Origin of the sequence: Microvirga sp. 2MCAF35 (assembly GCF_052115545.1) — a bacterium.
In the GTDB taxonomy this organism is placed as follows: Bacteria; Pseudomonadota; Alphaproteobacteria; order Rhizobiales; family Beijerinckiaceae; genus Microvirga.
Genome location: NZ_JBFRGW010000058.1, coordinates 1 through 22,107, shown reverse-complemented (window position 1 = coordinate 22,107; position 22,107 = coordinate 1). Strand labels below are relative to the sequence as shown.

At 63.0% G+C, this 22,107-nt stretch carries 19 protein-coding genes; 8 read left to right on the top strand and 11 right to left on the bottom strand.

All coding sequences use genetic code 11. The features are described from left to right. The first annotated feature begins 391 nt into the window (after window positions 1–391). From AB4097_RS20225 to AB4097_RS20215, 3 genes are all read left to right on the top strand, one after another. Window positions 392–571 (top strand): type II toxin-antitoxin system ParD family antitoxin, encoded by a 180-nt coding sequence (locus AB4097_RS20225; RefSeq protein WP_442042873.1) that lies wholly within the window; start codon window positions 392–394, stop codon window positions 569–571. Further along, a complete protein-coding gene (locus AB4097_RS20220; RefSeq protein ID WP_442042869.1) occupies window positions 564–2,921 on the top strand; it encodes an HWE histidine kinase domain-containing protein in 2,358 nt (785 codons plus the stop codon). Before AB4097_RS20225 ends, AB4097_RS20220 begins: the two co-directional genes overlap by 8 nt. 281 nt (window positions 2,922–3,202) lie before the next feature. Beyond that, the gene (locus AB4097_RS20215; protein ID WP_442042867.1) at window positions 3,203–3,535 is read left to right on the top strand and encodes a hypothetical protein; all 333 of its coding nucleotides are present in this window, start codon (window positions 3,203–3,205) and stop codon (window positions 3,533–3,535) included. Window positions 3,536–3,753: 218 nt separating this feature from the next. Here AB4097_RS20215 and AB4097_RS20210 read toward each other — a convergent pair whose 3' ends face one another. The 10 genes from AB4097_RS20210 to AB4097_RS20165 form a co-directional block, all read right to left on the bottom strand. Beyond that, window positions 3,754–4,191, bottom strand: a complete 438-nt coding sequence (locus AB4097_RS20210; protein ID WP_442042865.1) for a DoxX family protein — start codon at window positions 4,189–4,191, stop codon at window positions 3,754–3,756. Window positions 4,192–4,361: 170 nt separating this feature from the next. After that, the gene (locus AB4097_RS20205; protein ID WP_442042863.1) at window positions 4,362–5,381 is read right to left on the bottom strand and encodes an aldo/keto reductase; all 1,020 of its coding nucleotides are present in this window, start codon (window positions 5,379–5,381) and stop codon (window positions 4,362–4,364) included. Window positions 5,382–5,430: 49 nt separating this feature from the next. Then, window positions 5,431–6,420, bottom strand: a complete 990-nt coding sequence (locus tag AB4097_RS20200; protein ID WP_442042861.1) for a ketopantoate reductase family protein — start codon at window positions 6,418–6,420, stop codon at window positions 5,431–5,433. Between the two features lie 367 nt (window positions 6,421–6,787). Further along, entirely contained in the window at window positions 6,788–7,432 is a 645-nt protein-coding gene (locus tag AB4097_RS20195) for a ThuA domain-containing protein (RefSeq protein WP_442042859.1), read from the bottom strand. Window positions 7,433–7,467: 35 nt separating this feature from the next. Further along, window positions 7,468–8,643 carry a Gfo/Idh/MocA family protein gene (locus AB4097_RS20190; protein WP_442042857.1) on the bottom strand — a complete coding sequence of 392 codons (1,176 nt, stop codon included), beginning with the start codon at window positions 8,641–8,643 and terminating at the stop codon, window positions 7,468–7,470. A gap of 4 nt (window positions 8,644–8,647) precedes the next feature. Next, the gene (locus AB4097_RS20185) at window positions 8,648–9,415 is read right to left on the bottom strand and encodes a sugar phosphate isomerase/epimerase family protein (protein ID WP_442042855.1); all 768 of its coding nucleotides are present in this window, start codon (window positions 9,413–9,415) and stop codon (window positions 8,648–8,650) included. A 69-nt stretch (window positions 9,416–9,484) separates the two neighbouring features. Continuing rightward, window positions 9,485–10,564, bottom strand: a complete 1,080-nt coding sequence (locus AB4097_RS20180; RefSeq protein WP_442042853.1) for an ABC transporter ATP-binding protein — start codon at window positions 10,562–10,564, stop codon at window positions 9,485–9,487. A 3-nt stretch (window positions 10,565–10,567) separates the two neighbouring features. Continuing rightward, on the bottom strand, window positions 10,568–11,452 hold the full coding sequence (locus AB4097_RS20175; protein WP_442042851.1) for a carbohydrate ABC transporter permease: 885 nt from the start codon (window positions 11,450–11,452) through the stop codon (window positions 10,568–10,570). Then, complete coding sequence (locus AB4097_RS20170) at window positions 11,449–12,375, bottom strand: carbohydrate ABC transporter permease (RefSeq protein WP_442042871.1); 927 nt, start codon at window positions 12,373–12,375, stop codon at window positions 11,449–11,451. The genes AB4097_RS20175 and AB4097_RS20170 overlap by 4 nt, the downstream gene beginning before the upstream one ends. Window positions 12,376–12,462: 87 nt before the next feature. Beyond that, complete coding sequence (locus tag AB4097_RS20165; RefSeq protein ID WP_442042849.1) at window positions 12,463–13,704, bottom strand: ABC transporter substrate-binding protein; 1,242 nt, start codon at window positions 13,702–13,704, stop codon at window positions 12,463–12,465. Window positions 13,705–13,862: 158 nt separating this feature from the next. On the opposite strand from AB4097_RS20165, the gene AB4097_RS20160 reads away from it, so the two are divergent. The 3 genes from AB4097_RS20160 to AB4097_RS20150 all read left to right on the top strand — a co-directional run bounded on the left by AB4097_RS20160 (window position 13,863) and on the right by AB4097_RS20150 (window position 17,614). Further along, complete coding sequence (locus tag AB4097_RS20160) at window positions 13,863–14,933, top strand: LacI family DNA-binding transcriptional regulator (RefSeq protein WP_442042847.1); 1,071 nt, start codon at window positions 13,863–13,865, stop codon at window positions 14,931–14,933. A 47-nt stretch (window positions 14,934–14,980) separates the two neighbouring features. Further along, window positions 14,981–15,979: a Gfo/Idh/MocA family protein gene (locus AB4097_RS20155; protein ID WP_442042845.1), complete on the top strand. Its 999-nt coding sequence runs from the start codon at window positions 14,981–14,983 to the stop codon at window positions 15,977–15,979. Between the two features lie 177 nt (window positions 15,980–16,156). Further along, entirely contained in the window at window positions 16,157–17,614 is a 1,458-nt protein-coding gene (locus AB4097_RS20150) for a phosphomannomutase (protein WP_442042843.1), read from the top strand. Between the two features lie 94 nt (window positions 17,615–17,708). On the opposite strand, the gene AB4097_RS20145 is transcribed toward AB4097_RS20150, so the two are convergent. Then, on the bottom strand, window positions 17,709–19,013 hold the full coding sequence (locus tag AB4097_RS20145; protein WP_442042841.1) for a UDP-glucose dehydrogenase family protein: 1,305 nt from the start codon (window positions 19,011–19,013) through the stop codon (window positions 17,709–17,711). Between the two features lie 585 nt (window positions 19,014–19,598). Here AB4097_RS20145 and AB4097_RS20140 point away from each other — a divergent pair. Next, window positions 19,599–20,654 (top strand): glycosyltransferase family 2 protein, encoded by a 1,056-nt coding sequence (locus AB4097_RS20140; RefSeq protein WP_442042839.1) that lies wholly within the window; start codon window positions 19,599–19,601, stop codon window positions 20,652–20,654. A gap of 163 nt (window positions 20,655–20,817) precedes the next feature. Beyond that, window positions 20,818–21,741 (top strand): hypothetical protein, encoded by a 924-nt coding sequence (locus AB4097_RS20135; protein WP_442042837.1) that lies wholly within the window; start codon window positions 20,818–20,820, stop codon window positions 21,739–21,741. Window positions 21,742–22,107 lie beyond the last annotated feature (366 nt).

The window sequence follows — 22,107 nt, the reverse complement described above, 5'->3', positions numbered from 1 at the left end:
GGGTCAGGGTCAGGTGTCGCAACCCAAACTCTAACCGAAGACTGGCGATGACCACCTCACAGGCGGCATGCTGCGCTATGGGGAGCTTCGCATGCCGCCCTCGCGGCCCGCTCCTACACCACCTCCCGGGACGCTACCCGCGCGAGTTTGCGAGGTCATTCACCCTGGTTGGACGATACATTGAAACATGTGACGGGCGGATCATAGGCTGATGAAGCAGGCTGCCTTGTCAAGCGGAAACGGCAACGACATGCCGAAAGGCAGAGGAGACAACGATGTTCTGACCAGAGGGGAAGGACGAGGAGCCTATTCTGGGCTCTTGTTTTAGGGGAGCCGAGAGCTAGTTCAGAGGCGTCATAAGTCGACACCAGCCGTGGCTTTCTCTCCCTCCATGAGAACCCGTAGAACTTGTAACGTCTCGCTCGAGGCCCTCCTCGATAGAAAGGTCCCATCCGGCCGTCATCGGAGCGCAAGCGAGGGCGTTCGCGACTCCCTGCAGCTTCTCGATGATGAGCGGGGGCGTCGAACCAAGCGGAGGCTGCAGCCGGCCCAGGATCCTTTCAATGGATAATAGGCTGTCCAGCGAGCGAGATCCGGTCCCACTCGATTTCCTTTCAGGCGGCGAGACGGGCTCCCTGATGCGGACGCACGACTGGACGTCCTCACCGCTCGGTGCGCCGTCAACATGGCCGCAATCGCTGCGCTCCGTGGTCGGCCTACTCCTCGGCTCGAAATTCCCGATGTTCGTGGCCTGGGGGGCGGACCTCGGGTTTCTGTACAATGATGCCTATGCCGAAATCCTCGGCGCCAAACATCCGCGGGCGCTCGGCATCCGGTTCCACGATGTCTGGTCCGAGATCTGGCCTGACATCTCTCCGCTGATTGACGCGGCCATGGCCGGCGAAGCGAGCTACCGGGAGAATTTGCCGCTCGTCATGAACCGCAGGGGTTTCGACGAGCAGACCTGGTTCACCTTCTCCTATTCGCCTGTGCGTGACGAGAGTGGTCGTGTCGCCGGCATGTTCTGCGCCGTTGCCGAGACAACGGGCCAGATCCTCGCCGAGAGACGGCAGGCCTTTCGCATCAAGCTCGAGGAGACGCTGCGGGATCTGTCGGATCCCCGCGCCATCATGGCGGCGGCTGTCGAGGCGCTCGGCCAGCATCTCGGTGCCAACCGGGTCGGCTACAGCGAGGTGCAGGCCGATGATGACACCATCGTCTGCGAGACGTGCTTTGCCGATGGCGTTGAACCGCTCATCGGGGCCTTTTCACTTCGCGCATTCGGCCCTGACAGCATCGCGCGCCAGCGAAAGGGGCAGATCGACGTCTGCGACGATCTCACAGCCGACCCGACGCAGGTTCATGCGACCTGGGCGGAGATCGAGACGCGCGCCTTCGTGTCGGTGCCCCTGATCCGGAATGGCCGCTTCACGGCCTCGCTGTACGTGAACTTTCGGGAGGCGCACCGCTGGTCTCAGGAGGAGGTGACGCTGATCGAGGACGTTGCCGCGCGAACCTGGTCCGCCGTCGAGCGGGCGCGCGCTGAAGCGGCGCTCGCAGACAGCGAAAGGCACTTCCGCGCGTTCGTGACCGCAAGCTCCGACGTGGTGTACCGCATGAGCCCCGACTGGGCCGAGATGCGCCAACTCGACGGAAGGGGGATTCTTCTGGACGCGACGAGCCCGAACGAGGCCTGGCTCGGCAGCTATGTTCATCCTGACGATCAGCCGCAGGTCACGGCGGCGATCCAGAAAGCCATCCTGGCAAAAAGCATGTTCGAACTGGAGCATCGCGTGCGAAGAGCCGACGGGACAATTGGTTGGGTGCACTCGCGCGCGCTGCCGATCATGCGAGAGGATGGAGAGATTGTCGAATGGTTCGGGGCCGCAAGCGATGTCACGGCTCGCCGGCAGGCCGAAGAGGACATCGAGAAGCTCGCGTTGCAGCTTGCACGGGAACGAGCCCGCCTCGCAACCCTGATCGAAACTCTGCCTGTGGGCGTGGCTCTCGTCGACCCGCAGGGGACGACGCTGTTGTCGAATCCGGCCTTTCGGCGCTACCGGCCCGACGGCGTCATTCCATCGAGAGTGCCAGGCGATCGGGAGCAATGGATCGCCCATGATGATCAGGGCTGCCAAGTGCCGAAGAGCCATTACCCCAGCGCCCGGGCACTTCAAGGCGAACTGGTCACCGGTATCGAGTTCCTGCATCGTTCGCCGGATGGGCAGGAAAGCTGGACTCGGGTGAGTGGCATCCCCTTGCGCGATTCCGATGGGCATGTGAGCGGCGCGTTGTCGGTGATCGTGGACATCGACGACATCAAGCGCAGCGAAGAGCGCCAGCGGCTTCTGATCAATGAACTGAACCACCGGGTCAAGAACACCCTGGCCACGGTACAGTCCATATCCTCTCAGACACTTCGCAATGCTGCTTCCACGGAGGAAGCTCGTTCTTCCCTGGAGGCGCGTCTCTTCGCCTTGTCTCGGGCGCACGATGTGCTGACCCAGGAGAACTGGGAGGGGGCAGAGCTGCACGAAATCACAGCACAGGCGGTCGAGCCCTATAGCAACCGTGGCGAAAATCGCCTGCATCTGAGCGGGCCGAAGGTTCGACTGTCGCCCCGAATGGCGCTTGCCGTGGCCATGATGCTCCAGGAGCTTGCAACGAATGCGGTGAAGTATGGTGCATTGTCCAATCCGACGGGCGAGATCAGGATGAGCTGGAGAGTCGAGGGGAAGGCTCCTGGACGGCTTCGCTTCCGTTGGGAAGAGAGTGGAGGGCCTCCGGTTCAAATACCCACGCGAAGAGGATTCGGCAGTCGGCTTATCGAGCGAAGCCTCGCCCTGGATCTCGATGGCAATGTTCGCATCGATTTCGCTGTGACCGGTGTCATCTGCACCGTGGATGCTCCGATCACCTGATGAACGAGCGATGGTAACGCCCTGGCGGATCGAACAATCATCGGCGACGCATGTCTTATAATGTCAAAGCGCTGGCGCCGACGGTCAAGCAAACAGGGCAAAATGGCGTAGTTTAGCTCCGGGCTGTTCAAGAAACGCCGTATTGAACATTTACGTTCATTATCGAAAGGATGACCGATAGATCCTGCGGAGCAGAGGCCTGAGCCGAAGTTGGGCCTCAACGGAAAAGACGCAGGGATGGGGCGCCTTTACAGACCTGCCCAGGATTGGGAGGGCAACTCATGCGCAATACATCTGCAATCTGGATCCTTGCGGCGATAGCATTCGTGATCGTCCCCGTGCACGCCGACGCTCAATCCAACATCCGACGTGTCCAGGTGAGCCGCCCTCTGGTCCTGAGAGTGACGCCGCGGGGTTTCTATCGTTCGATCCCGATTTATCTCATCGGCACAACCTATGTGCCCAGGAGCGCATTCGATCCGATCCCGCTTGCTGCTCCGCTTGGCCCCTCGGCAAACAATCCGACAATCGTTCTGCCCGTGTCGTCGGCCTCTTGCTCCGTCAGTCGCGAAAACGGAAAAATGTTCGCAAGTTTCGGCTGCCTCGCTCAGTAATAGAGAGAGTGCAATCCTGCATCATCGGCAGCAGTCAGGCTGGAAGACTTGTTGCAGGTCGGGGTTTGACTATGTCGGGCACGGATGTTCGTGATTGTGCGCTTTGGAGAACTTAGGTTTTCTTCATTTGAAGAGCGGGCGGGCTGGACCATGGTCAAGCCTCAAGCGATGAGCGGTCGTTCGGGATGCGCCGACCGCTCATCGCTTCGATCCAAAAGCTATCCGACGTGGGGGCGAAGGGGAGCCGCGGAGCCGAGGCTGAGGGTGATAGGTTTCAGGGCGAATGCGCCGTCGCCGATCAGGGCATGGGCGACGGCAGCGAGCGTCAGGAAGGCGGGATATTCCCAGCCACCATTGGGGGCGTTGAACACCCAGCCGTTTGGGGCATGTACGAGCAGGGCGCCCAGGAGAACCGGCAGGAGGACGAAGGACACGGCGCGGCCGTAGAAACCCAGCAGGATGGCGGCGCCGCCGATCAGTTCGGCCAGGATAAGGGGCCATGCGAGAGCAGGCGGGAAGCCGACCTGTCCGAGGAAGGCGGCGAAGCCCGGAACCGTGAAGACGGCGATCTTCAGATAGGCATGGGCGATGAACATGATGCCGAGAGCCGCACGTAGGGCGAAAGCACCATAGGGAGCAAGGCGAGTGTCGATCATGGTTCTGTCTCCAGGACCTCTGTGGTCCGTGTGCCTAAAACCTGATCTTTTCATGAATGCAATGCAATGTAGCTGATTGCAGGCGGGAAATTGCCGTAATGCAAAGATGCCTCGCTCATGGCGGGGCATCCTCCGGTCCCGTTACCCAAGTTCTATCGGCCGGCTGGTGCTCAGGGCAGAGGAGCCGTCCAGGGCGCCCGTCCTTCGACCGGATAGGCGGGATCGTTGTATCCCGGCGTCGAGGGATGGCCGGTCGGGACGAGGCTATCGATGAGGGCTTCGTCCTCGGCCGTGAAGCGATAGTCGAGGGCCTTCAGGTAGTCGTCCCATTGCTCTTCGGTGCGTGGGCCCGCGATCACCGCCGTGACGATACGGTTGTTCAGGACCCATCCCACGGCGAACTGGCCCGCCGTGATGCCGCGAGCCTCCGCATGGCGCTTGATGTCCTGCGCGATCTGGAGCGATTCAGGCCGCCATTCGGTCTGCATCATCCGCTTGTCCTGACGACCGGCGCGGCTCGTTTCCGGCGGCGGCGCGTCGGGGCTGTACTTGCCGGTGAGGACGCCGCGCGCGAGGGGCGAATAGGGCACGACGCCGAGGCCGTAGTAACGGCAGGCGGGCAGATGCTCGACCTCCGGCATCCGGTTCATGGCGTTGTAATAGGGCTGGCTCACCACGGGTCGGTCGATGCCGAGCTCGTCGCAGAGGCGGCAGATCTCGGCCACACGCCAAGCCTTATGATTCGAGACGCCGAAATACCGGATCTTGCCCTGGCGGACGAGATCGGCCATGGCGCGCACCGTCTCGGCGAGGGGCGTCGCGTAATCCTCCCTGTGGACGTAATAGATGTCGATCCAATCCGTGCCGAGGCGTTTCAGGCTTGCCTCAGCGGCCTCCATGATGCGACGGCGCGAGAGTCCGCGCTCGTTGGGGCCCTGTCCGGTCGGATTGGCGACCTTCGTGGCGAGCACCCAATGGGAGCGATGAGACGCGATGGCCCGTCCCGTGATCTCCTCGGACAGGCCCTCGTTGTAGACATCGGCCGTGTCGATGAAGTTCACGCCCGCGTCATGGGCCTTTGCAATGATGCGCGCCGACAGCGCCTCGTCCGTCGGTCCGCCGAACATCATCGTGCCGAGGCAGATCGGCGAGACCTTGAGGCCGGATCGGCCCAGGTTGCGATAATCCATGCGAATCTCCGTCATTCTGCATTCATCGGATAGCCCTATGGGCGTTCGATCAGCGATTGGGCCATGCCCCGAGGGACGACAGCTGCGCCTCCACCTCGGCGACCGAGACCGCTCCGGGCTTGAGGCCTTCCCGCGCCATGCGGGCACCCAGCTCCGTGAAATAGGTGTTCGCCGGGACCGGAACGCCGTGCAGGCGTCCGAGCAGCACGATCTCGCCGTTGAGGTAATCCGTCTCGATGGATCCGCCGCCGCGCGCAAGGCTCTGCGTCGTAGAGCTGCCCAGGCGTTCGATCCCGGCAATCGGCTGCTGCTTCACCAACTGCGCCCTGCGGGCATCGGCGGCGCCCACATCGAGCCACGGGATTCCAGCCGCCCGGTAGGCGGCTTCGGCCTCGGCTCGGACGAGCGCTTCGAGATGCTTGTAATCGGCATCGAGGCCAAGCGCGGCCTGCAGGATGTTGCTCAGGTTGAGGATCAGCTTGCCGTACTTGCTCCTCATCACGTCCTGCGACACGAAGGCCGCGACATTGGCCGCTTCCAGGGCTTCGGCAAGCTGCGTGTCGTGCGCGTTGCTGCCGCCGGGATAGCGCCCGATGTCGAAGATGCCGTGACGGGGCACGGAGAACGCGCTGACCTCGCCGGGCGCCGAGATCGCCGCCGGCATGATCACCGTTACGCCGTGCACCTCGGGAAACAGGCGAAGGGCCAGCCGTTCGTTCGTGACGCCGTTCTGAACGCAGAAGATGGGCTGCCCGGTGACGCCCGCGGCCCGCAGGCGTTCGAGCGCGGCCAGCGTGTCCTGGGTCTTCATCGTCAGCAGGATGGCATCGTCCGGCCGGAAGTCGATCTCCGTCGGGTCGGCTACGCAGGAGAATCGTGCCCGCTCTGTCTTCTCCGGCGTGCGCAGAAGCAGGCCATCGTCCTGGATCGCCTTGAGCTGAGCGCCGCGCGCGATGCCGATCACCTCCTGCCCCGAGAGCGTCAGGGCCGCGGCCACGGTCCCTCCGATTGCGCCGACGCCATAGACAATGATCCGCATGATGATCCTCGCGTGAAGCTGGATGAGAGGGAAAAGGACTCACATTCTCTTTAAGCGCGTTGCCCCGCGTGTTCCAGCGTTTAGCGTGCCTTCGGCGAAGCGGATGTGATGCGCGGTCAAGGAAGCGTTGGACAATTTTGAACTGGATCCTCCACGTCATCACCGGCCGTGCCGCGGGAGGGTGTCATCCCCGGCGAGCGTAGCGAGGGAAGGGGATCCACGATCAAGTGCTGCACCATGGATTCCCTTCCCCTGCGCTGACGCTCCGGCCGGGAATGACAACGATGCACCCTTTCACGTCGTCACCATCACAGGCCGGCCATGATATGGAGGTTGTCGACGCTTCGCCCACACAATGCGCCGCGTCTCAGTCCCGTGCCGCCCACACCATGCCGCGTCTCAGGATGGTGCGCATCTCGGGCACGTCGAACTCCTTCGCCACATGCCCGAGGGAGCTGTAGAACACGCGCCCCTGGCCATGGCGGCGCTTCCAGACGACCGGCATGACCACACCATCGATCCAGGGCGCGTGCTCGCCCGAGAACGTCGTTGTGGCGAGAACCTCGTTCGAGGGGTCCACATGCATGTAGTATTGTTCGGAGTGGTAATCGAAATCCCCGATGCCCTGCATGACCGGATCGTCGGGCCGCGTGACGGTCACGCGGTAATCGATGATGTTGCCGGGATGGGCCACCCATTGGCCGCCGCACATGAACTGGTACTCGACCGCCTCGCGGAAGGCATCGCCCATGCCGCCGTGAAAGCCGGCGAGGCCGGTGCCTTCGCGGACAGCCTTGGAGAGGTTGGACACCTCATCCTTCTCGATCTTCGACATGGTGAAGATCGGCACGATGAGACTCATCGTGGAGAGCTGCGGGCTGGCGAAGGCGCGGGTCGAGTTTTCCAGGTGAACCTGAAAACCCTCGTCCCGCAGCATCCCGGCCACGATGGCGGCGCATTGCTCTGGCTCATGGCCCGGCCAGCCGCCCCACACGATGAGTGCTTCGCGCATCGTTCGTACTTTCTTCTCTCTCGCTTCGTTCGGTCTCAGGCGGCGGATGCCGTCTCCGGCAGGCCCTTCCAGAGAATCGCCGCATCGGCATCGTCCAGAACGGCCGGTCGCTCGAGGGACGTCGTGATCGCCCGAGGCTGCCCGGTGGCCGCTCCTTCGAGGATGCTGTGCATGACCTCCAGGACATGCAGGCCGAGGCGGCCGCTGGAGCGGTGCGGCGTGCCGTTCAGCACGGCGCTCGCGAGGTCGGCGAGGCCGAGCGCGCGGTAATTCGCCTTGTTCGGAACGTCGGGAGCCCAGTTCGGCGAGCGCCAGTTGGGAGAGCCCAGCGGCATCTCGCTGGAATCCACCGCGCGCCAGTCGCCGCCGCGCTCGGTGATTTCCACCTGTCCGCCGAAGAAGTTCGGGTCCGGCACCCGCAGGGAGCCTTCCGCGCCATAGATCTCGATGGCCGGATGGCTGTGCTTCCACACGTCCCAGCTCATGCAGAAGGTGATCTGCGCGCCGGAGGCGAATTCGAGAAGCGACATCACGTGGGTCGGCGTCTCGACGGGAATGCGATGGCCCTTGCGCGGCGACTCGGATGTCACGACGCGCTCGGGGAAGCAGATGCTCGACATGGCGAAGACCCGTTGGACCGGGCCGATCAGGTTGACGAGGGCGCTCAGGTAATAGGGCGCCATGTCGAGGATCGGGCCGCCGCCGGGCTTGAAGAAGAATTCCGGATCCGGATGCCAGTGCTCCATGCCGTGCGACATCAGGAACGCGGTTCCGGACAGAATGCGCCCGATCTTCCCTTCGTCGACGAGATTGCGGGCAAGGCGTCCGCCCGCGCCGAGAAAGGTGTCCGGGGCGCAGCCGAGATGGAGGCCGCGCGCTTCCGCTTCGTCCACGAGCCTGCGGCCCTGCTCGAAATCCACCGCCAGGGGCTTTTCCGAAAAAACGTGCTTGCCGGCGGAGAGAGCCGCGAGCGAGACGCCGAAATGGGCCGCCGGGACCGTGAGATTGACCACGAGGTCAATGTCCTCGCGGGCGAGAAGCTCATCGACCGTCAGCGCCTCGATGCCGTGCCGATTCGCCTGCGCCTGAGCCACCTCGGGTTTCATGTCGGCGCAGGCGCGCAGGGTGAGACCGCGATAGGCAGGGATGTTCTGCAGATAAATGCCCGAGATGTTGCCGCATCCGATGATGCCGACGTTGAGGGAGTTCATGATCCTAATCCTCGATGGTGCGCAGGAAGGCGAAGCTGTTGCGGGCCGTGGCGGCCGGATCCGCCGGCTTGTCGTGCTCGACGACCATCCACTCGGCGCCGGCGTCGCGGCACACGCGCCAGAGGTCGCGCCAGTTCAAGGTGCCCGATCCCACGTCGGCCCAGCCGTCCTGATCTTCGTTCTGGCCGGCGGGCGCGATGTCCTTCACGTGGGCGGCCGTGATCCTGCTGCGGTAGCGGTCGATCCATTCCTTGGGATCGGCGTTGCCGCGCACGAGCCAGGCCACGTCGACCTGCCAGTCGAGGGGGCTTGAGCCGGCCGATTCGAAGATCAGTTCGAGGGCCGTCTTCGCTCCGTCCTTCGGCTTCAGCTCCCAATGGTGGTTGTGATAGCCGAGGCGGATTCCCCTGGACCGGAACTGCTCGGCGATCTGCCCGAGTTCGTGGCCGAGCGAGCGCCATCCATCCGCGGCCATGTCGCGCTCCTCGGGCGGAACGGCCGGCATGTAGAGATGCGTGAGGCCCAGGGTCTTGCAGGCATCCACGATGGCATCGGGCTTGTCGCGCAGGGCCGCCATGCTGACATGGCTCGAGGATGCCTTCAGGCCGCGTGCGTCGAGCTTCGCGCGGACCTCTGCCGCCTTGTCGAGATGCGAGCCGACTGTCTCCACATTGCGATAGCCGGCATCGGCGACCGTATCGAGGATCCGGTCGAGATCTTCCAGGGATCGCAGGGTGTAGAGTTGAATGGAAAGGATGTCTGTGACGCTCATGGGGGCCTCAAAGTTCAGATGACAGGCGCGACAAGCCTTGTGATGAGGTCTGCCGCGATGACGGAGTGGTTACAGGCGCTCGCCGGTCTCGGCGGAGAAGAGGGACACCTGCGTGGGGTCGATATGCAGCGTCAGGCTCTCGCCCGGGATCGCCTTGCGGCTGCCGGTGGTGCGCACCTGCACCGACCCGACGGGATCGCTGCACCAGATGACCGTGTCGGCGCCCATGGGTTCGACGATGTCGACCTTGAAGCCGGGCCATGCGCCGTTGCCCGCGATCTCCAGATGCTCCGGCCGCACGCCGAGGACGACCTCCTGGCCGGCCGTCGGCGCGGTGGCGAACGGATAGGCGGAGAGCGACAGGCGTCGGTCGCCGGCGAGGAAGCTCAGGCCTTCTCCGGTATTCTCGAGCCGCCCCTTAATAAAGTTCATCTGCGGCGAGCCGACGAAGCCCGCCACGAACAGGTTGGCGGGGCGGTGATAGATCTCGTCGGGCGTGCCGATCTGCTGGATCTTCTGCTCCTTCATGACGACGATCCGGTCGGCCAGCGTCATGGCCTCGATCTGGTCGTGCGTGACATAGACCATGGTGGTCTTGCCGAGCCGGGCATGCAGCCGCTTGATCTCGACGCGCAGCTCGTTCCTCAGCTTGGCGTCGAGATTGGAGAGCGGCTCGTCGAACAGGAACACGGCGGCATCACGCACCAGGGCACGCCCGATGGCGACGCGCTGGCGCTGGCCGCCGGAGAGCTGGTCCGGACGCCGGTCGAGGAGGGGCGTGATCTGCAGGAGTTCAGCTGCCTTGGCCACGCGCTTCTCGATCTCGGGCCTGGGCGTCTTGGCCATCTTCAAGCCGAAGGACATGTTTTCGCGCACGCTCATGCGTGGATAGAGAGCGTAGGACTGGAACACCATGGCGATGCCGCGGTCCTTGGGCTCCTCCCAGGTGACATTCTTCCCGTTGATCCAGATTTGTCCCTCGGCCACATCGAGCAAGCCAGCGATGGCGTTGAGCAGGGTGGATTTGCCGCAGCCAGACGGTCCCAGCAGGACGATGAACTCGCCCTCGCTGATGTCGAGCGAGAGACCGTCGAAGACTTGGACGGCTTCGAAGGCGACGGTCACGTCACGAACGGAAACGGTCGACATGTCTTATCCCTTCACAGCGCCGGCCGCGATGCCGCGGACGAACCAGCGTCCAGAGACGAAGTAGACGACGAGCGGAACGAGCGCCGCGAGCATGGTCGCGGCCATGTCCACGTTGTAGGCACGCTCTCCTTGCGTCGAGTGAACGATGTTGTTGAGCTGCACGGTCATCGGCAGGTTCTCGCGGCCCGCGAAGGTCAGGCCGAAGATGAAGTCGTTCCAGATGCCGGTGGTCTGCAGGATCGTGGCGACCACCAGGATCGGCGTCGACATGGGCAGGATCACCCGGAAGAAGATCGACCAGAACCCGCCGCCGTCGATGCGTGCGGCCTTGAACAGCTCGATGGGCAGTCCCGCGTAGTAGTTGCGGAAGAGGAGCGTCATGGTCGGCAGGCCGAAGATCACGTGCACCAGCACGATGCAGGTGAGCGAGTTGTAGATCCCGGTCATCGAGAAGATGCGTACCAGGGGATAGAGAAAGACCTGATAAGGGATGAAGGCGCCGAGAAGCAGGATGCCGAACATCACGTTCGCGCCCTTGACCCGCCAGAACGACAGGGCATAGCCGTTGATGGCGCCCGCAATGATCGAGAGGATCACGGACGGGATCAGGATCCGCACCGAATTCCAGAACCCGACGCTGATGCCGTTGCATTCGAGGCCCGTGCAGGCGGAGGACCAGGCCTTGCTCCAGGCCTCGAACGTCATGGCGGTGGGCAGGGCGATGATGTTGCCGAGCCGGATCTCGTCCATGGGCTTGAGCGAGGTCATGACCATGATCCAGAGCGGGAGCAGGAAGAACAGGGCGGCCGTCACCAGGAAGGCATAGACGCCGATGCGGCCGATCGTGAGACGTTGCGGGCGGCGGCCTTGGGGCACGGGGGCGCTCATGCATGCCTCCCTTCCTGGCGGATGTAACGGACATAGACCCAGGGCGCGAGGATGATCACGACGGTGATCAGCATCATGGTTGCGGCCGCCGTGCCGAGCGCGATGTTGTTACGCTCGAAGAGGTGGTCCATGACGAACTTGGCCGGCACTTCTGTGGCGATGCCGGGGCCACCCAGCGTCATGGCGACCACGAGGTCGTAGAGCTTCACCACGCCGGTCGCGAGAAGCACGACGGCGGTGACGATCATGGGCCGCAGCAGGGGGATGACGACGGAGGTGTAGACGCGCCACGTCGGAATGCCGTCGACCTTGGCGGCCTTCCACAGGTCCTTGTCGATGCCGCGCAGGCCGGCCAGCAGGATGGCCATGGTGAGGCCCGAGCCGTGCCACAAACCTGCGATCACGATGGTATAGATCGCCATCTTTTGGTTCACGAGCCAGTCGAAGGTGAAGCTCTCGAAGCCCAAATCTCGCACGAGCTTCTGCAGGCCGAGCCCCGGATTGAGGAACCACTGCCAGGCAACGCCGGTGACCACGAAGGACATGGAATAGGGATAGAGAAAGACTGTCCGGAAGAGACCTTCGCCGCGCACGTTCTGGTCGATGAAGACCGCGAGCAGAAAGCCGATGATCAGGCAGCCCGAGATGAACAGGACGCCGAAGATGACGATGTTCTCGGCCGAGGTGACGAAGCGGTCGTTGACGAAGAGGCGGCTGTATTGCGCAAGGCCGACCCAATCGAGCTTGGGCAGCAGGGTGGAGCTGGTGAACGAAAGCCGCACCGTCCAGAGCATGCAGCCGATGAACACAACGAGGACGATGAGCGCGGTCGGCAGGAGGGCGATGGCGGCGGGCAGGCGCGTTCGCACGCTGCGCCGGGTCTTCGTGCCGCTCGGGGTGACGCTGGGAGCGCGGATCGAGATGCTTTCCACCGGACAGGCTCCATGGAGAGTGTTCAAACCTCAGGCATGGGTGCCTCGCCCCGTGTCACGGGGCGAGGCGAACGACGCTCAGGTCGCATCCCGCATGGCGTTGGTGACCTTCTCCATGAAGGCGTCCGCCGACATGTTCGCGTTGTTCCAGTACTGGGTGACGGCATCCTGCATGGCACCGGAGAAGTTCGGCGTGCTCAGGATTTCCATGCTTTCCACCTGGTTGGCCGGATCGCTCAGGATCGCATGAGACTTCTGGGCGCAGACGTCCATGGAGGAGACGTCGACGTCCATCCGCACCGGGATCGAACCCTTCTTCTTGTTGAACTCGATCTGCGTCGTGGGATCGAGCATGACCTCGATCAGCTTGTCCTGGACGGCGAGCTGGTTCTTGTCCTTCGTCGCCGGGAACACGAACACGTCGCCGCCGATCTGCAGCTTCGGCTCCTGGCCGACGACCGTGCAGCCATATTCCTTGCCGGCGGTCTGGCCGGCCGCGATGAACTCGCCCTTGGCCCAGTCGCCGTTGAAGTGCATGGCGGCCTTGTTCGTGATCACAAGAGCGGTGGCGTCGTTCCAGTTGCGTCCCGGGCTGCCGGGATCGACGAGGGCGCGCATCTTGCCGAAGAGCTCGACCGCTTCCTTGAACTTCGGATCCTTCGTGATCTGCGGGTCGCGGGCGCCGTAGAGCTTGCGGAACATGTCCGCGCCGCCATGACCGACGAGCACAGCCCGGAAGAGGTTGTGCTCCCAGTTCGGCTGGCCGCCCAGCGCAATGGGGATGATGCCCTTCGCCTTCAGCTTCTCTCCGGTCGCGACCAGCTCGGGGAAGGTCTTCGGAACTTCGAGACCCGCATCGGCGAAGACCTTGGTGTTGTAGAACATCCAGTTCTGGCCGTGAATATTGACCGGGACGGCGAAGAACTTGCCCTCACGCACGGTCGCATCCACGATCGGCTTGGGCATGATCTCGCGCCATTTGCCGGCCTTGGCGGTCGCATCCACGTCGCGCACCAGACCATTACTGACCAGCTCGTCGAACTGCTTGCCGGTGTTGAACTGCATCATCGTCGGGGGATTGCCGCCCACCATGCGGTTGATGCCAGCCGTGCGGGCATTGGCGCCGCCCGCGATGGCATTGTCGACCCAGGTGCCGCCGGCCTTGGTGAATTGATCGGCGAAGACCTTCACGGAGGCGGACTCACCAGCCGAGGTCCACCAATGCAGCACCTCGGCCTTCATCTGCTGAGCCATTGCTCCGGTGCTGCAGAAAAGGGCAACAGAAAGGGTATACGCGGAAACGCGTGTCTTCATGCTCATGGCTTCCTCCCAGAAGCGTTTTATCGATTTTTGTAATCGATTACATCTTGAGATATAGGTTGTAGTGGCTTTTTAGATTAGTCAAGACATGAGTTGAGGTAAGTTGTTTCCTATGAGAGGAGGTAACATATCTTGGCCGGGGCTTGGAGGTAACCTGCATGAGCCGAAAAGGATGGCGCTCCGTGAAGGAGATACGCATCGCCGATGTGGCTCGACTTGCCGGGGTATCGACGGCCACCGTCAGCCGCGTCCTCTCGGAGCCGGGAAAGGTGCGGCAGAAAACGCACGATCTCGTGATGGAGGCGGTGCGCCGCAGCGGCTATATCCCCAACAGCACGGCCCAGAAACTGCGCACCCGCCGTACCATGAACGTCTTGGTGGTGGCGCCGCGGCTGACCAACCCGGTCTTCGCCGAGATCCTCCGGGGGGTGGACGACGAGCTCACGCGATTGGGCTACGGTATCATCATCGGCAATCTGGACAACCGCCGGGAGCGCGAGGCGCGCTATGTGGATCTCGCCCTGTCCCGGCAGGTCGACGGCGTCCTTCTGCTGACGGGATACATTCCGGAGAACGGCGCCCGCGACATGCGGGAATCCGGCCTTCCCATCGTGGCCATGTGCGCGGCTATCGATGACGACAAGATCCCGAACGTCGTCGTCCAGGATCGCGAGGCGACCCGCACGGCTGTCGAGTATCTGGCGGAGCTCGGGCATCGCCGCTTCGGCTACATCTCGGGAACGCCGGGTTCGATCATCGAGCACGAACGGTTCGGGGGCTTCCAGGAAGGCATCGAAGCGACCGGCTTCAGCCAGGATGATTTCGTGCGCTGGGAGGGGCCCTTCGTGTTTTCGACGGGCGTCGCGGCAGCCGAATCGTTCCTGAGGATGAAGGATCGCCCCACGGGCATTTTCGCCGCCTGCGACGAGAGCGCCATCGGCTTCATCAAGCGCATCCGGGAGGAGCGCGTCCGCGTTCCGCAGGATGTGTCCGTGATCGGTTTCGACGGGATCGAGTTCTCCGACTACACGGAGCCGACACTCACCACGTTCCGGCAGCCCTTATACGAGCTGGGGTGTGCCGGGGCCGATGTTCTCATGAAACTGATCCAGAACGACATGAAGCCTGAAGACTGGAACATCCGGCTGCCGCTGACTTTGCTGGAGCGCGACACGACCGGGCCGGTTCTGCACAAGGACTACAAATCCCTGCGCCGCTCTTCGATCTGAACGCGCCGCATCGACGATAACCTTTCGACGAAGTGAGGAGAAACGCCATGCAACCGGTCCGTTGGGGAATCCTGAGCACCGCGAAAATCGGCCGGACCAAGGTGGTTCCGGGTATGATGAAAAGCCCGCTCTGCGATGTGGTCGCCGTCGCGTCCCGGGCCGAGGGATCGGCTCGCGCCATGGCGGACGAACTCGGCATCAGGAAGGCCTACGGCTCCTATGAAGCGCTGCTCGCCGATCCCGAGATCGACGCGATCTACAATCCGCTCCCCAATCACCTGCACGTGCCGATGACCCTGGCGGCCGCCGCTGCGGGCAAGCATGTCCTGTGCGAGAAGCCGATTGCCGTCACGGCCGACGAGGCGGAGCAGCTCCGGCAGGCTGCGTCGCAGGTGCTGATCGCCGAGGCCTTCATGGTCCGCCACCATCCACAATGGCAGCGCGCCCGCGACATCATCCGAAGCGGCGAGATCGGAGAGTTGCGCGCGATGCAGATCGCCTTCTCGTATTTCAACGTCGACCCGGGCAACATTCGCAACAAGGCCGATATCGGCGGGGGAGGGCTCCTCGACATCGGCTGCTATGCCGTCGTCGCGGGCCGCTATTTCTTCGAGTCCGAACCGTTGCGAGTCGTCTCGCTGATCGATCGTGACCCCGCCTTCGGCGTCGACCGGACCACGAGCGCCCTGATGAATTTCGGCGCTGGGCGGCAACTGGCCTTCACAGTCTCGACCCAAGCCGTGCCTTACCAGCGGATCCAGGTCCTCGGAACGAAGGGACGCATCGAGATCGAGATTCCCTTCAATGCCCCTCCGGACACACCGACCCGCATCTTCGTGGACGACGGCAGCGCCCATGGCACCCGGTCCGCACGGGCCATCGAGTTCCCGACGGCCGACCAGTATCAACTCCAGGGAGAGGCGTTCAGCCGGGCGATCCGTGGCGCCAGGCCTTTGGATTACGGTTGGGAGGATGCCATCCTGAACATGCGCATCCTCGACGCCTTGCGGCGATCGGAGGCAACTTCCGCATGGGAGAAGGTATAGAATCGATATGACGTAAGGGAAGTTAACCGATCATGATCCGACCTTCTCCGCATTGAGCGGATGCATTGACTTGTCAGGCCGCACAGCCGAAATGTTCTCGCAATCAAAGGCTGTCCTGCGCCGGGCCTCGATGACTGCGCGGGATCACGTCAACGAGCGACAGGTAGGCAATCCCCCATGAACGAGAATCCAGCAGCCATCCCATCGTCCCTGAAGTTCGGCACGAGCGGGCTGCGAGGGCTCGTCGTCGAGCTGAACGGCGTCCCGGCCTTCGCCTATACCCGCGCTTTCGCCGAGATGCTCAAGGAGGACGGCTCGACATCCGCGTCTCGGAACATGGTGTTGGTCGGGCGGGATCTGCGCGAGAGCAGCCCGGGTATCGCCCGGCTGTGCTGCGCGGCTCTGCACGAATCCGGGCTCATCCCGGTGGATTGCGGCGCTCTTCCCACGCCGGCGCTGGCCTATCACGGCATGCGCTTCGGCCTTCCGGCCGTCATGGTCACCGGAAGCCACATCCCGGAGGACCGCAACGGCCTGAAGTTCTACAGAGCTCAAGGTGAAATCGACAAGAAGGACGAGGCTGGGATCCTCGCCTGGCATGGCAAGCTCGGAATTGATTCGGTTCCGGTAGCTGCCAACGGGGTCCGCGCTGATGCGCCCGATATCGATCTGGCCGACGCCTACAAGGCCCGGTATCGGGATTTCTTCGGGAGGGGAGCCCTGACGGGGCTCACGGTCGGGGTCTACCAGCATTCCTCGGTGGCCCGCGACGTCATCGTCGAGATGCTCGAAGCCCTGGGTGCCCGGGCTGTTCCTCTGGGGCGGGCCACGAGCTTTATCCCGGTCGATACGGAGGCCCTGCGCGAGGAGGACGAGGTTCTGGCGCGGCAATGGGCCGCTGAACAGAGGCTCGATGCCATCGTGTCGACCGACGGCGATGCGGACCGCCCGCTCGTGTCCGATGCCAGCGGTGCCTTCCTGCGTGGCGACCTGGTTGGGGCGATCACGGCCAAGTCTCTGGGTGCGGATGCGATCGTGACGCCCGTGACCTCGAACTCCGCCCTGGAGGCCTCCGGCGCCTTCCGGACGGTCCTTCGCACCCGGGTCGGCTCACCCTATGTCATCGAAGGGATGGCCGAGGCGGCCAAGTCCGGGGCGCAGGCCGTTCTCGGGTTCGAGGCCAATGGCGGCGTGCTGCTCGGCTCGGACATCCTGCAGCAGGAGCGCCAGCTCGCCGCGTTACCCACCCGGGACGCCATGCTGCCCATCCTCTGTGCCCTGCGAGAGATTGTCGCCCAGGGCAAGCCCCTGGCTGACATCGGCGCCGCCTTCGCCTTCAAGGCTGCGGCCAGCAACCGGCTGCAGAATGTCGCGACAGACAGGAGCGCAGCTTTCGTTGCCCGATTGCAGCAGGATGAGGCGTTCCGCTCGGACTTGATGGCGCCCTTGGGAGGAGCCGCAGCGATCAATTCCCGGGATGGATTGCGGATTACGGCAGAGAACGGCGAAATCGTGCATTTCCGTCCGTCCGGCAATGCGCCGGAACTGCGGGTCTATGTCGAGGCCACAACCCAGGAACGGGCGGACGAATTGTTGACCTGGGGACTGACCCTGGCGCAGAAGCAGGTGGGTTGAGCGGGCCTGCCATTATGAGGGCCCCAACCTGCGGCGAAGACCCGTAAGACCGCGCCAGTGACAAGTGGATGCGGAATGCCGACCCGGCTGTGCCTTATGCGCGTCCGACGCTCACATAGGTGAAGCCGTGGCGTTGCATTTCCTCGGGGCGGTAGACGTTGCGCAGGTCGACCACCACGGGGGCGGCCAGCACCGCCTTGAGGCGCACGAGGTCGAGGGCGCGGAACGTGTCCCACTCGGTCACCAGCACCAGCGCGTCCGCCCCGCGGGCGCAGTCATAGGCGTCGCGGGCATAGGTCACGTCGCTCAGCACCGCCCGGGCGGCCGCCATGCCCTCCGGATCGTAGGCTTTGACCGTGGCGCCGGCATCCTGCAGCGCGGTGATCACGTCGATCGAGGGCGCATCGCGCATGTCATCGGTGTTGGGCTTGAAGGTCAGGCCGAGCACCGCCACCGTCTTGGCCCGCACCGAGCCGCCGCAGGCGGCGATCACCTTGCGGCCCATGGCGCGCTTGCGCTGGCTGTTGACCGCCGCCACGGTCTCGACGATGCGCATCGGCGCCGCGTGATCCTGCGCGGTCTTGATCAGGGCCAGCGTGTCCTTGGGAAAGCACGAGCCGCCATAGCCCGGGCCGGCATGCAGGAACTTGGCCCCGATGCGGTTGTCGAGCCCGATGCCGCGGGCCACGTCCTGCACGTTGGCGCCCACCTGCTCGCACAGATCGGCGATCTCGTTGATGAAGGTGATCTTGGTCGCCAGGAAGGCGTTGGCGGCATACTTGGTCAGCTCGGCCGTGCGCCGCGCCATSACSAGSAGCGGCGACTGGTTGAGGTAGAGCGGGCGGTAGAGCTCGGTCATCACGCCCTTGGCGCGCTCGTCCTCGGTGCCGACCACGATGCGGTCGGGGCGCTTGAAATCGGCGATCGCCGCGCCCTCGCGCAGGAAYTCCGGGTTGGACACCACGGCGAACTCGGCCTCGGGCCGGGTCTCGCGGATGATGCGCTCGACCTCGTCGCCGGTGCCCACCGGCACGGTCGACTTGGTGACGATGACGGTGTAGCCGTCCAGSGCSGCGGCGATGTCGCGGGCGGCCTGGTAGACGTAAGACAGGTCGGCATGGCCGTCGCCGCGGCGGGACGGGGTGCCCACCGCGATGAACACGGCCTCGGCGTGCTGGACCGCCTGGGCGAGGTCGGTGGTGAAGGTCAGGCGCTCCTCGCGCACGTTCTTGGCCACGAGATCATCGAGGCCGGGCTCGAAGATCGGGATGGCGCCGCGGTTGAGGGCCTCGATCTTGGCCGGGTCCTTGTCGACGCAGCACACCTCATGGCCGAAATCCGCAAAGCACGCGCCCGACACCAGCCCCACATAGCCCGAACCGATCATCGCCACACGCATCGAGAGCTCCGTCAATCAAACAATGTTGTCGATACCGGAAAACGGTGACACCTCGTCAACCAAGCGGCCTTACTTGGACAGTTGGGACGCGGCTCGATGGTTCTGTGGTCCGGTTTGATCATATTCCATCAAGCACATCGTCCTCGCGGAAGAGGCCTGAAAAGCGCAGCGCCTACATTATAGCCATCCTTTATGCAAGGACGGTCTGTGTGGGGGGCTGCTCGGTACAATACGGAGCGAGGATACATGCAGGGCCTGAACTGGCGTGAGGTTATTGCCGGGATCGTGTCCATCGTGATCGATCCTTTCAGGTTTCTTACAGGTTCCTGGTAGCGCAACGCCGGCCGCTTCGACGGCCTAGCCTCAGAGGGCAGTCCGAGCCATAATTTGGCGAGAAACTCAATGAAAGAAGGGGTTGACCAACGAACCGGGAATGCCTAGGCGTACCATAACAATGAAACGTTGGTCGATGGCTTAAAGGTGAGCGAGATCTAAGGTCAAGCTTGACTCCGCTCCAGTAATTCACATCGGCCTTGCCACCATCGCCGCAGGTTTCTGGACGCTCGCTACCGATAGGGTGCAACTTTGAAGCTGATCATCCAAATCCCCTGTTACAACGAGGCCGGAACGCTTGCGATTGCCTTGGCAGCGCTCCCGCGCAGCGTTCCAGGATTCGACGTCGTCGAGTGGCTGGTGATCGATGACGGCAGCGTCGACGATACGGCACGTATTGCCCTGCAAAACGGCGTCGACCATGTGGTCCGCCACAGCCGAAATCAGGGGCTTGCACGCGGATTCATGACAGGTCTGGAGGCATGCCTTGAGCGAGGGGCGGATGTCATCGTCAACACGGATGCAGACAACCAGTACAATGCGGACGATATCCCGGCACTTGTAAGCCCGATCCTGCAGCATAAGGCGGATATCGTGGTCGGCGCACGTCCGATCGATACGATCGAGCATTTTTCTCCGGCCAAGAAGTTCCTGCAGAAGCTCGGTAGCTGGGTCGTCCGAGTCGTAAGCCGGACCAGCATTCCCGATGCCCCCAGCGGCTTCCGAGCCATGAGCCGGGCGGCCGCGCAGCGCCTCGTCGTGTTCAGCGACTACACCTACACGCTTGAGACCATTATTCAGGCCGGACAGAAGAACATGGCGATCATGTCGGTTCCGGTCCGCGTCAACGAGGATCTGCGCCCTTCGCGGCTTCTTAAAAGCATTCCATCCTATATCCAGCGATCCATCGGAACGATGGTCCGTATCTTCGTGATCTATCGGCCGTTCCGCTTCTTCGGCGTCCTCGGTGGCGTCCTGTTCCTTCTGGGATTCCTGATCGGGCTCCGCTTTCTGTTTTATTACGCCACCGGGGCCGGTGAAGGTCACGTTCAATCCCTGATCCTGGCGTCGGTGCTGCTCGGCATGGGATTCCAGACGATCCTCGTCGCGTTTCTGGCTGATCTGCTGGCCGCGAACCGCAAGCTGCTCGAGGATATTCGCGTCACAGTCAAACGCGCTCCCACTGATATGAGCCATAGCACCGTCAATCTCGAAGATATGACGTTGCGGCAGATATCTCCCCTGGGACATCATGGAAGCATGACTGAGGCTGACGCCGCTCAAGGGAATGTGGTAGCCAACCGCTGAAGGATGGCTGCCCGCCGCTCGACAGCCGGACACTCCGGTGCGACGTAGGGGGATTCAACCCGCTCTGGGCTGGCTATCGGCAACGGTTCGAAAAGGTAAACCGATGAGCTTGAAGATGGCTGGAGGTGCCAAAGAAGCCAGACGCCCAGATCAAGAGCTCTCCGTGAAGCATGAAAACGCGCAGTCCTCCTTCATGCGGAGGGCATCGGTGCTGGCTGGCTTGAAGAAGCACATGCACTGGGTCGGGAGCGCTCTTGCGACTGCCGGGATCCTCTTCGTTGCACTACGTTTGCGCGAATATGGGGGGCAAATCAACTTCAAGGACTTCGGTTGGGAAATCTGGTGGGTTGTCGGAGGCTGCGCGCTAGCCTACTGCATAGCGAATCACTTGATGGCGCTCGCTTGGTGGAATTTGCTCGCCCAATTCGGAACTGTGACATCGCAGCGTTGGGCGATCAGAACATACGGTATTTCACAGCTCGCCAAATATGTGCCCGGCAACATCTTTCATCTTGCCGGCCGGCAGGCGATGGGGATGGCCGCAGGCGTGCCAGGCTGGACTCTTGCGAAATCGACCTTTTGGGAGCTGGGACTGCTCGCATTTGCCGGAGCTCTGTTCAGCTCTCTGGTATTGCCTTTGCTGGTCGCTTCGCTGCCGCTTGCGCTCGGAGTAGGTGCCTTTGCCTTGGCATTCGCGTTCATCCTTGTCGGACTTGCGACCTATCTCGGCTCGGCAGCCGTGCGGGCGTTTGGGCTGTACGTCGTCTTTCTTGCCATTTCAGGAACGCTGTTCGTCTGCCTCATTGAAACGATCTTCCCATCGGCTGTGGCATCCAGCTCAAGCTGGATTGTGCTGTGCGGTGCCTATGTGGTGGCGTGGCTGATCGGCCTCGTCACTCCAGGAGCGCCTGCCGGTGTCGGAGTGCGGGAACTCGTGCTGGTCTTTCTGCTGCAAGGACTTGTCGGCGAAAGCGAGCTGGTGCTCACAATCATATTGGGCCGAGTCGTCACGGTCGTCGGCGACTTGCTGTTTTTCGTGCTCTCGTCGGTTCAGAAGAAACGCCAAGCAATCGCGGTTACGCCGTGAGGGCCGGAAACTGCTGAACAATTCCGAGTTTGCTTTTCCAAAGCATCGGACGTGAATTCGGCCCCACGTCCGATGCTTTAAGATTTTGGTTTCTCGCATCTTTGCACGCAAACTGGTTTCTACTTTTGCGTTCGATGCTCTAGCATGTTGGCGGAACGACGGTTCAACGGACCGTCCACGCGTTTCGCCTATCTCCCCCAATCGCCCTTAGAGCGGATTCGATTTAGGTGAACTCGTATCCGCAGTTGCTGAGATAGTTCTGACACTCGTCCGCCGGGAAGCGATCGAGCATTTCTCCGATGGTCGTCCAGAGTGCCTCCTTGGTGCGCGCCGCTGCCTGGCGCAACAGCGCCTTGAGCGCCTTGA

What these genes read in the sequence shown, in the direction of transcription:
- AB4097_RS20225 (WP_442042873.1), top strand. Translation starts at nt 392, where the DNA reads ATGAGAACCCGTAGAACTTGTAACGTCTCGCTCGAGGCCCTCCTCGAT.
- AB4097_RS20200 (WP_442042861.1), bottom strand. Translation starts at nt 6,420, where the DNA reads ATGCGGATCATTGTCTATGGCGTCGGCGCAATCGGAGGGACCGTGGCC.
- AB4097_RS20180 (WP_442042853.1), bottom strand. Translation starts at nt 10,564, where the DNA reads ATGTCGACCGTTTCCGTTCGTGACGTGACCGTCGCCTTCGAAGCCGTC.
- AB4097_RS20205 (WP_442042863.1), bottom strand. Translation starts at nt 5,381, where the DNA reads ATGGATTATCGCAACCTGGGCCGATCCGGCCTCAAGGTCTCGCCGATC.
- AB4097_RS20215 (WP_442042867.1), top strand. Translation starts at nt 3,203, where the DNA reads ATGCGCAATACATCTGCAATCTGGATCCTTGCGGCGATAGCATTCGTG.
- AB4097_RS20150 (WP_442042843.1), top strand. Translation starts at nt 16,157, where the DNA reads ATGAACGAGAATCCAGCAGCCATCCCATCGTCCCTGAAGTTCGGCACG.
- AB4097_RS20175 (WP_442042851.1), bottom strand. Translation starts at nt 11,452, where the DNA reads ATGAGCGCCCCCGTGCCCCAAGGCCGCCGCCCGCAACGTCTCACGATC.
- AB4097_RS20190 (WP_442042857.1), bottom strand. Translation starts at nt 8,643, where the DNA reads ATGAACTCCCTCAACGTCGGCATCATCGGATGCGGCAACATCTCGGGC.
- AB4097_RS20155 (WP_442042845.1), top strand. Translation starts at nt 14,981, where the DNA reads ATGCAACCGGTCCGTTGGGGAATCCTGAGCACCGCGAAAATCGGCCGG.
- AB4097_RS20210 (WP_442042865.1), bottom strand. Translation starts at nt 4,191, where the DNA reads ATGATCGACACTCGCCTTGCTCCCTATGGTGCTTTCGCCCTACGTGCG.
- AB4097_RS20195 (WP_442042859.1), bottom strand. Translation starts at nt 7,432, where the DNA reads ATGCGCGAAGCACTCATCGTGTGGGGCGGCTGGCCGGGCCATGAGCCA.
- AB4097_RS20185 (WP_442042855.1), bottom strand. Translation starts at nt 9,415, where the DNA reads ATGAGCGTCACAGACATCCTTTCCATTCAACTCTACACCCTGCGATCC.
- AB4097_RS20165 (WP_442042849.1), bottom strand. Translation starts at nt 13,704, where the DNA reads ATGAGCATGAAGACACGCGTTTCCGCGTATACCCTTTCTGTTGCCCTT.
- AB4097_RS20220 (WP_442042869.1), top strand. Translation starts at nt 564, where the DNA reads ATGGATAATAGGCTGTCCAGCGAGCGAGATCCGGTCCCACTCGATTTC.
- AB4097_RS20160 (WP_442042847.1), top strand. Translation starts at nt 13,863, where the DNA reads ATGAGCCGAAAAGGATGGCGCTCCGTGAAGGAGATACGCATCGCCGAT.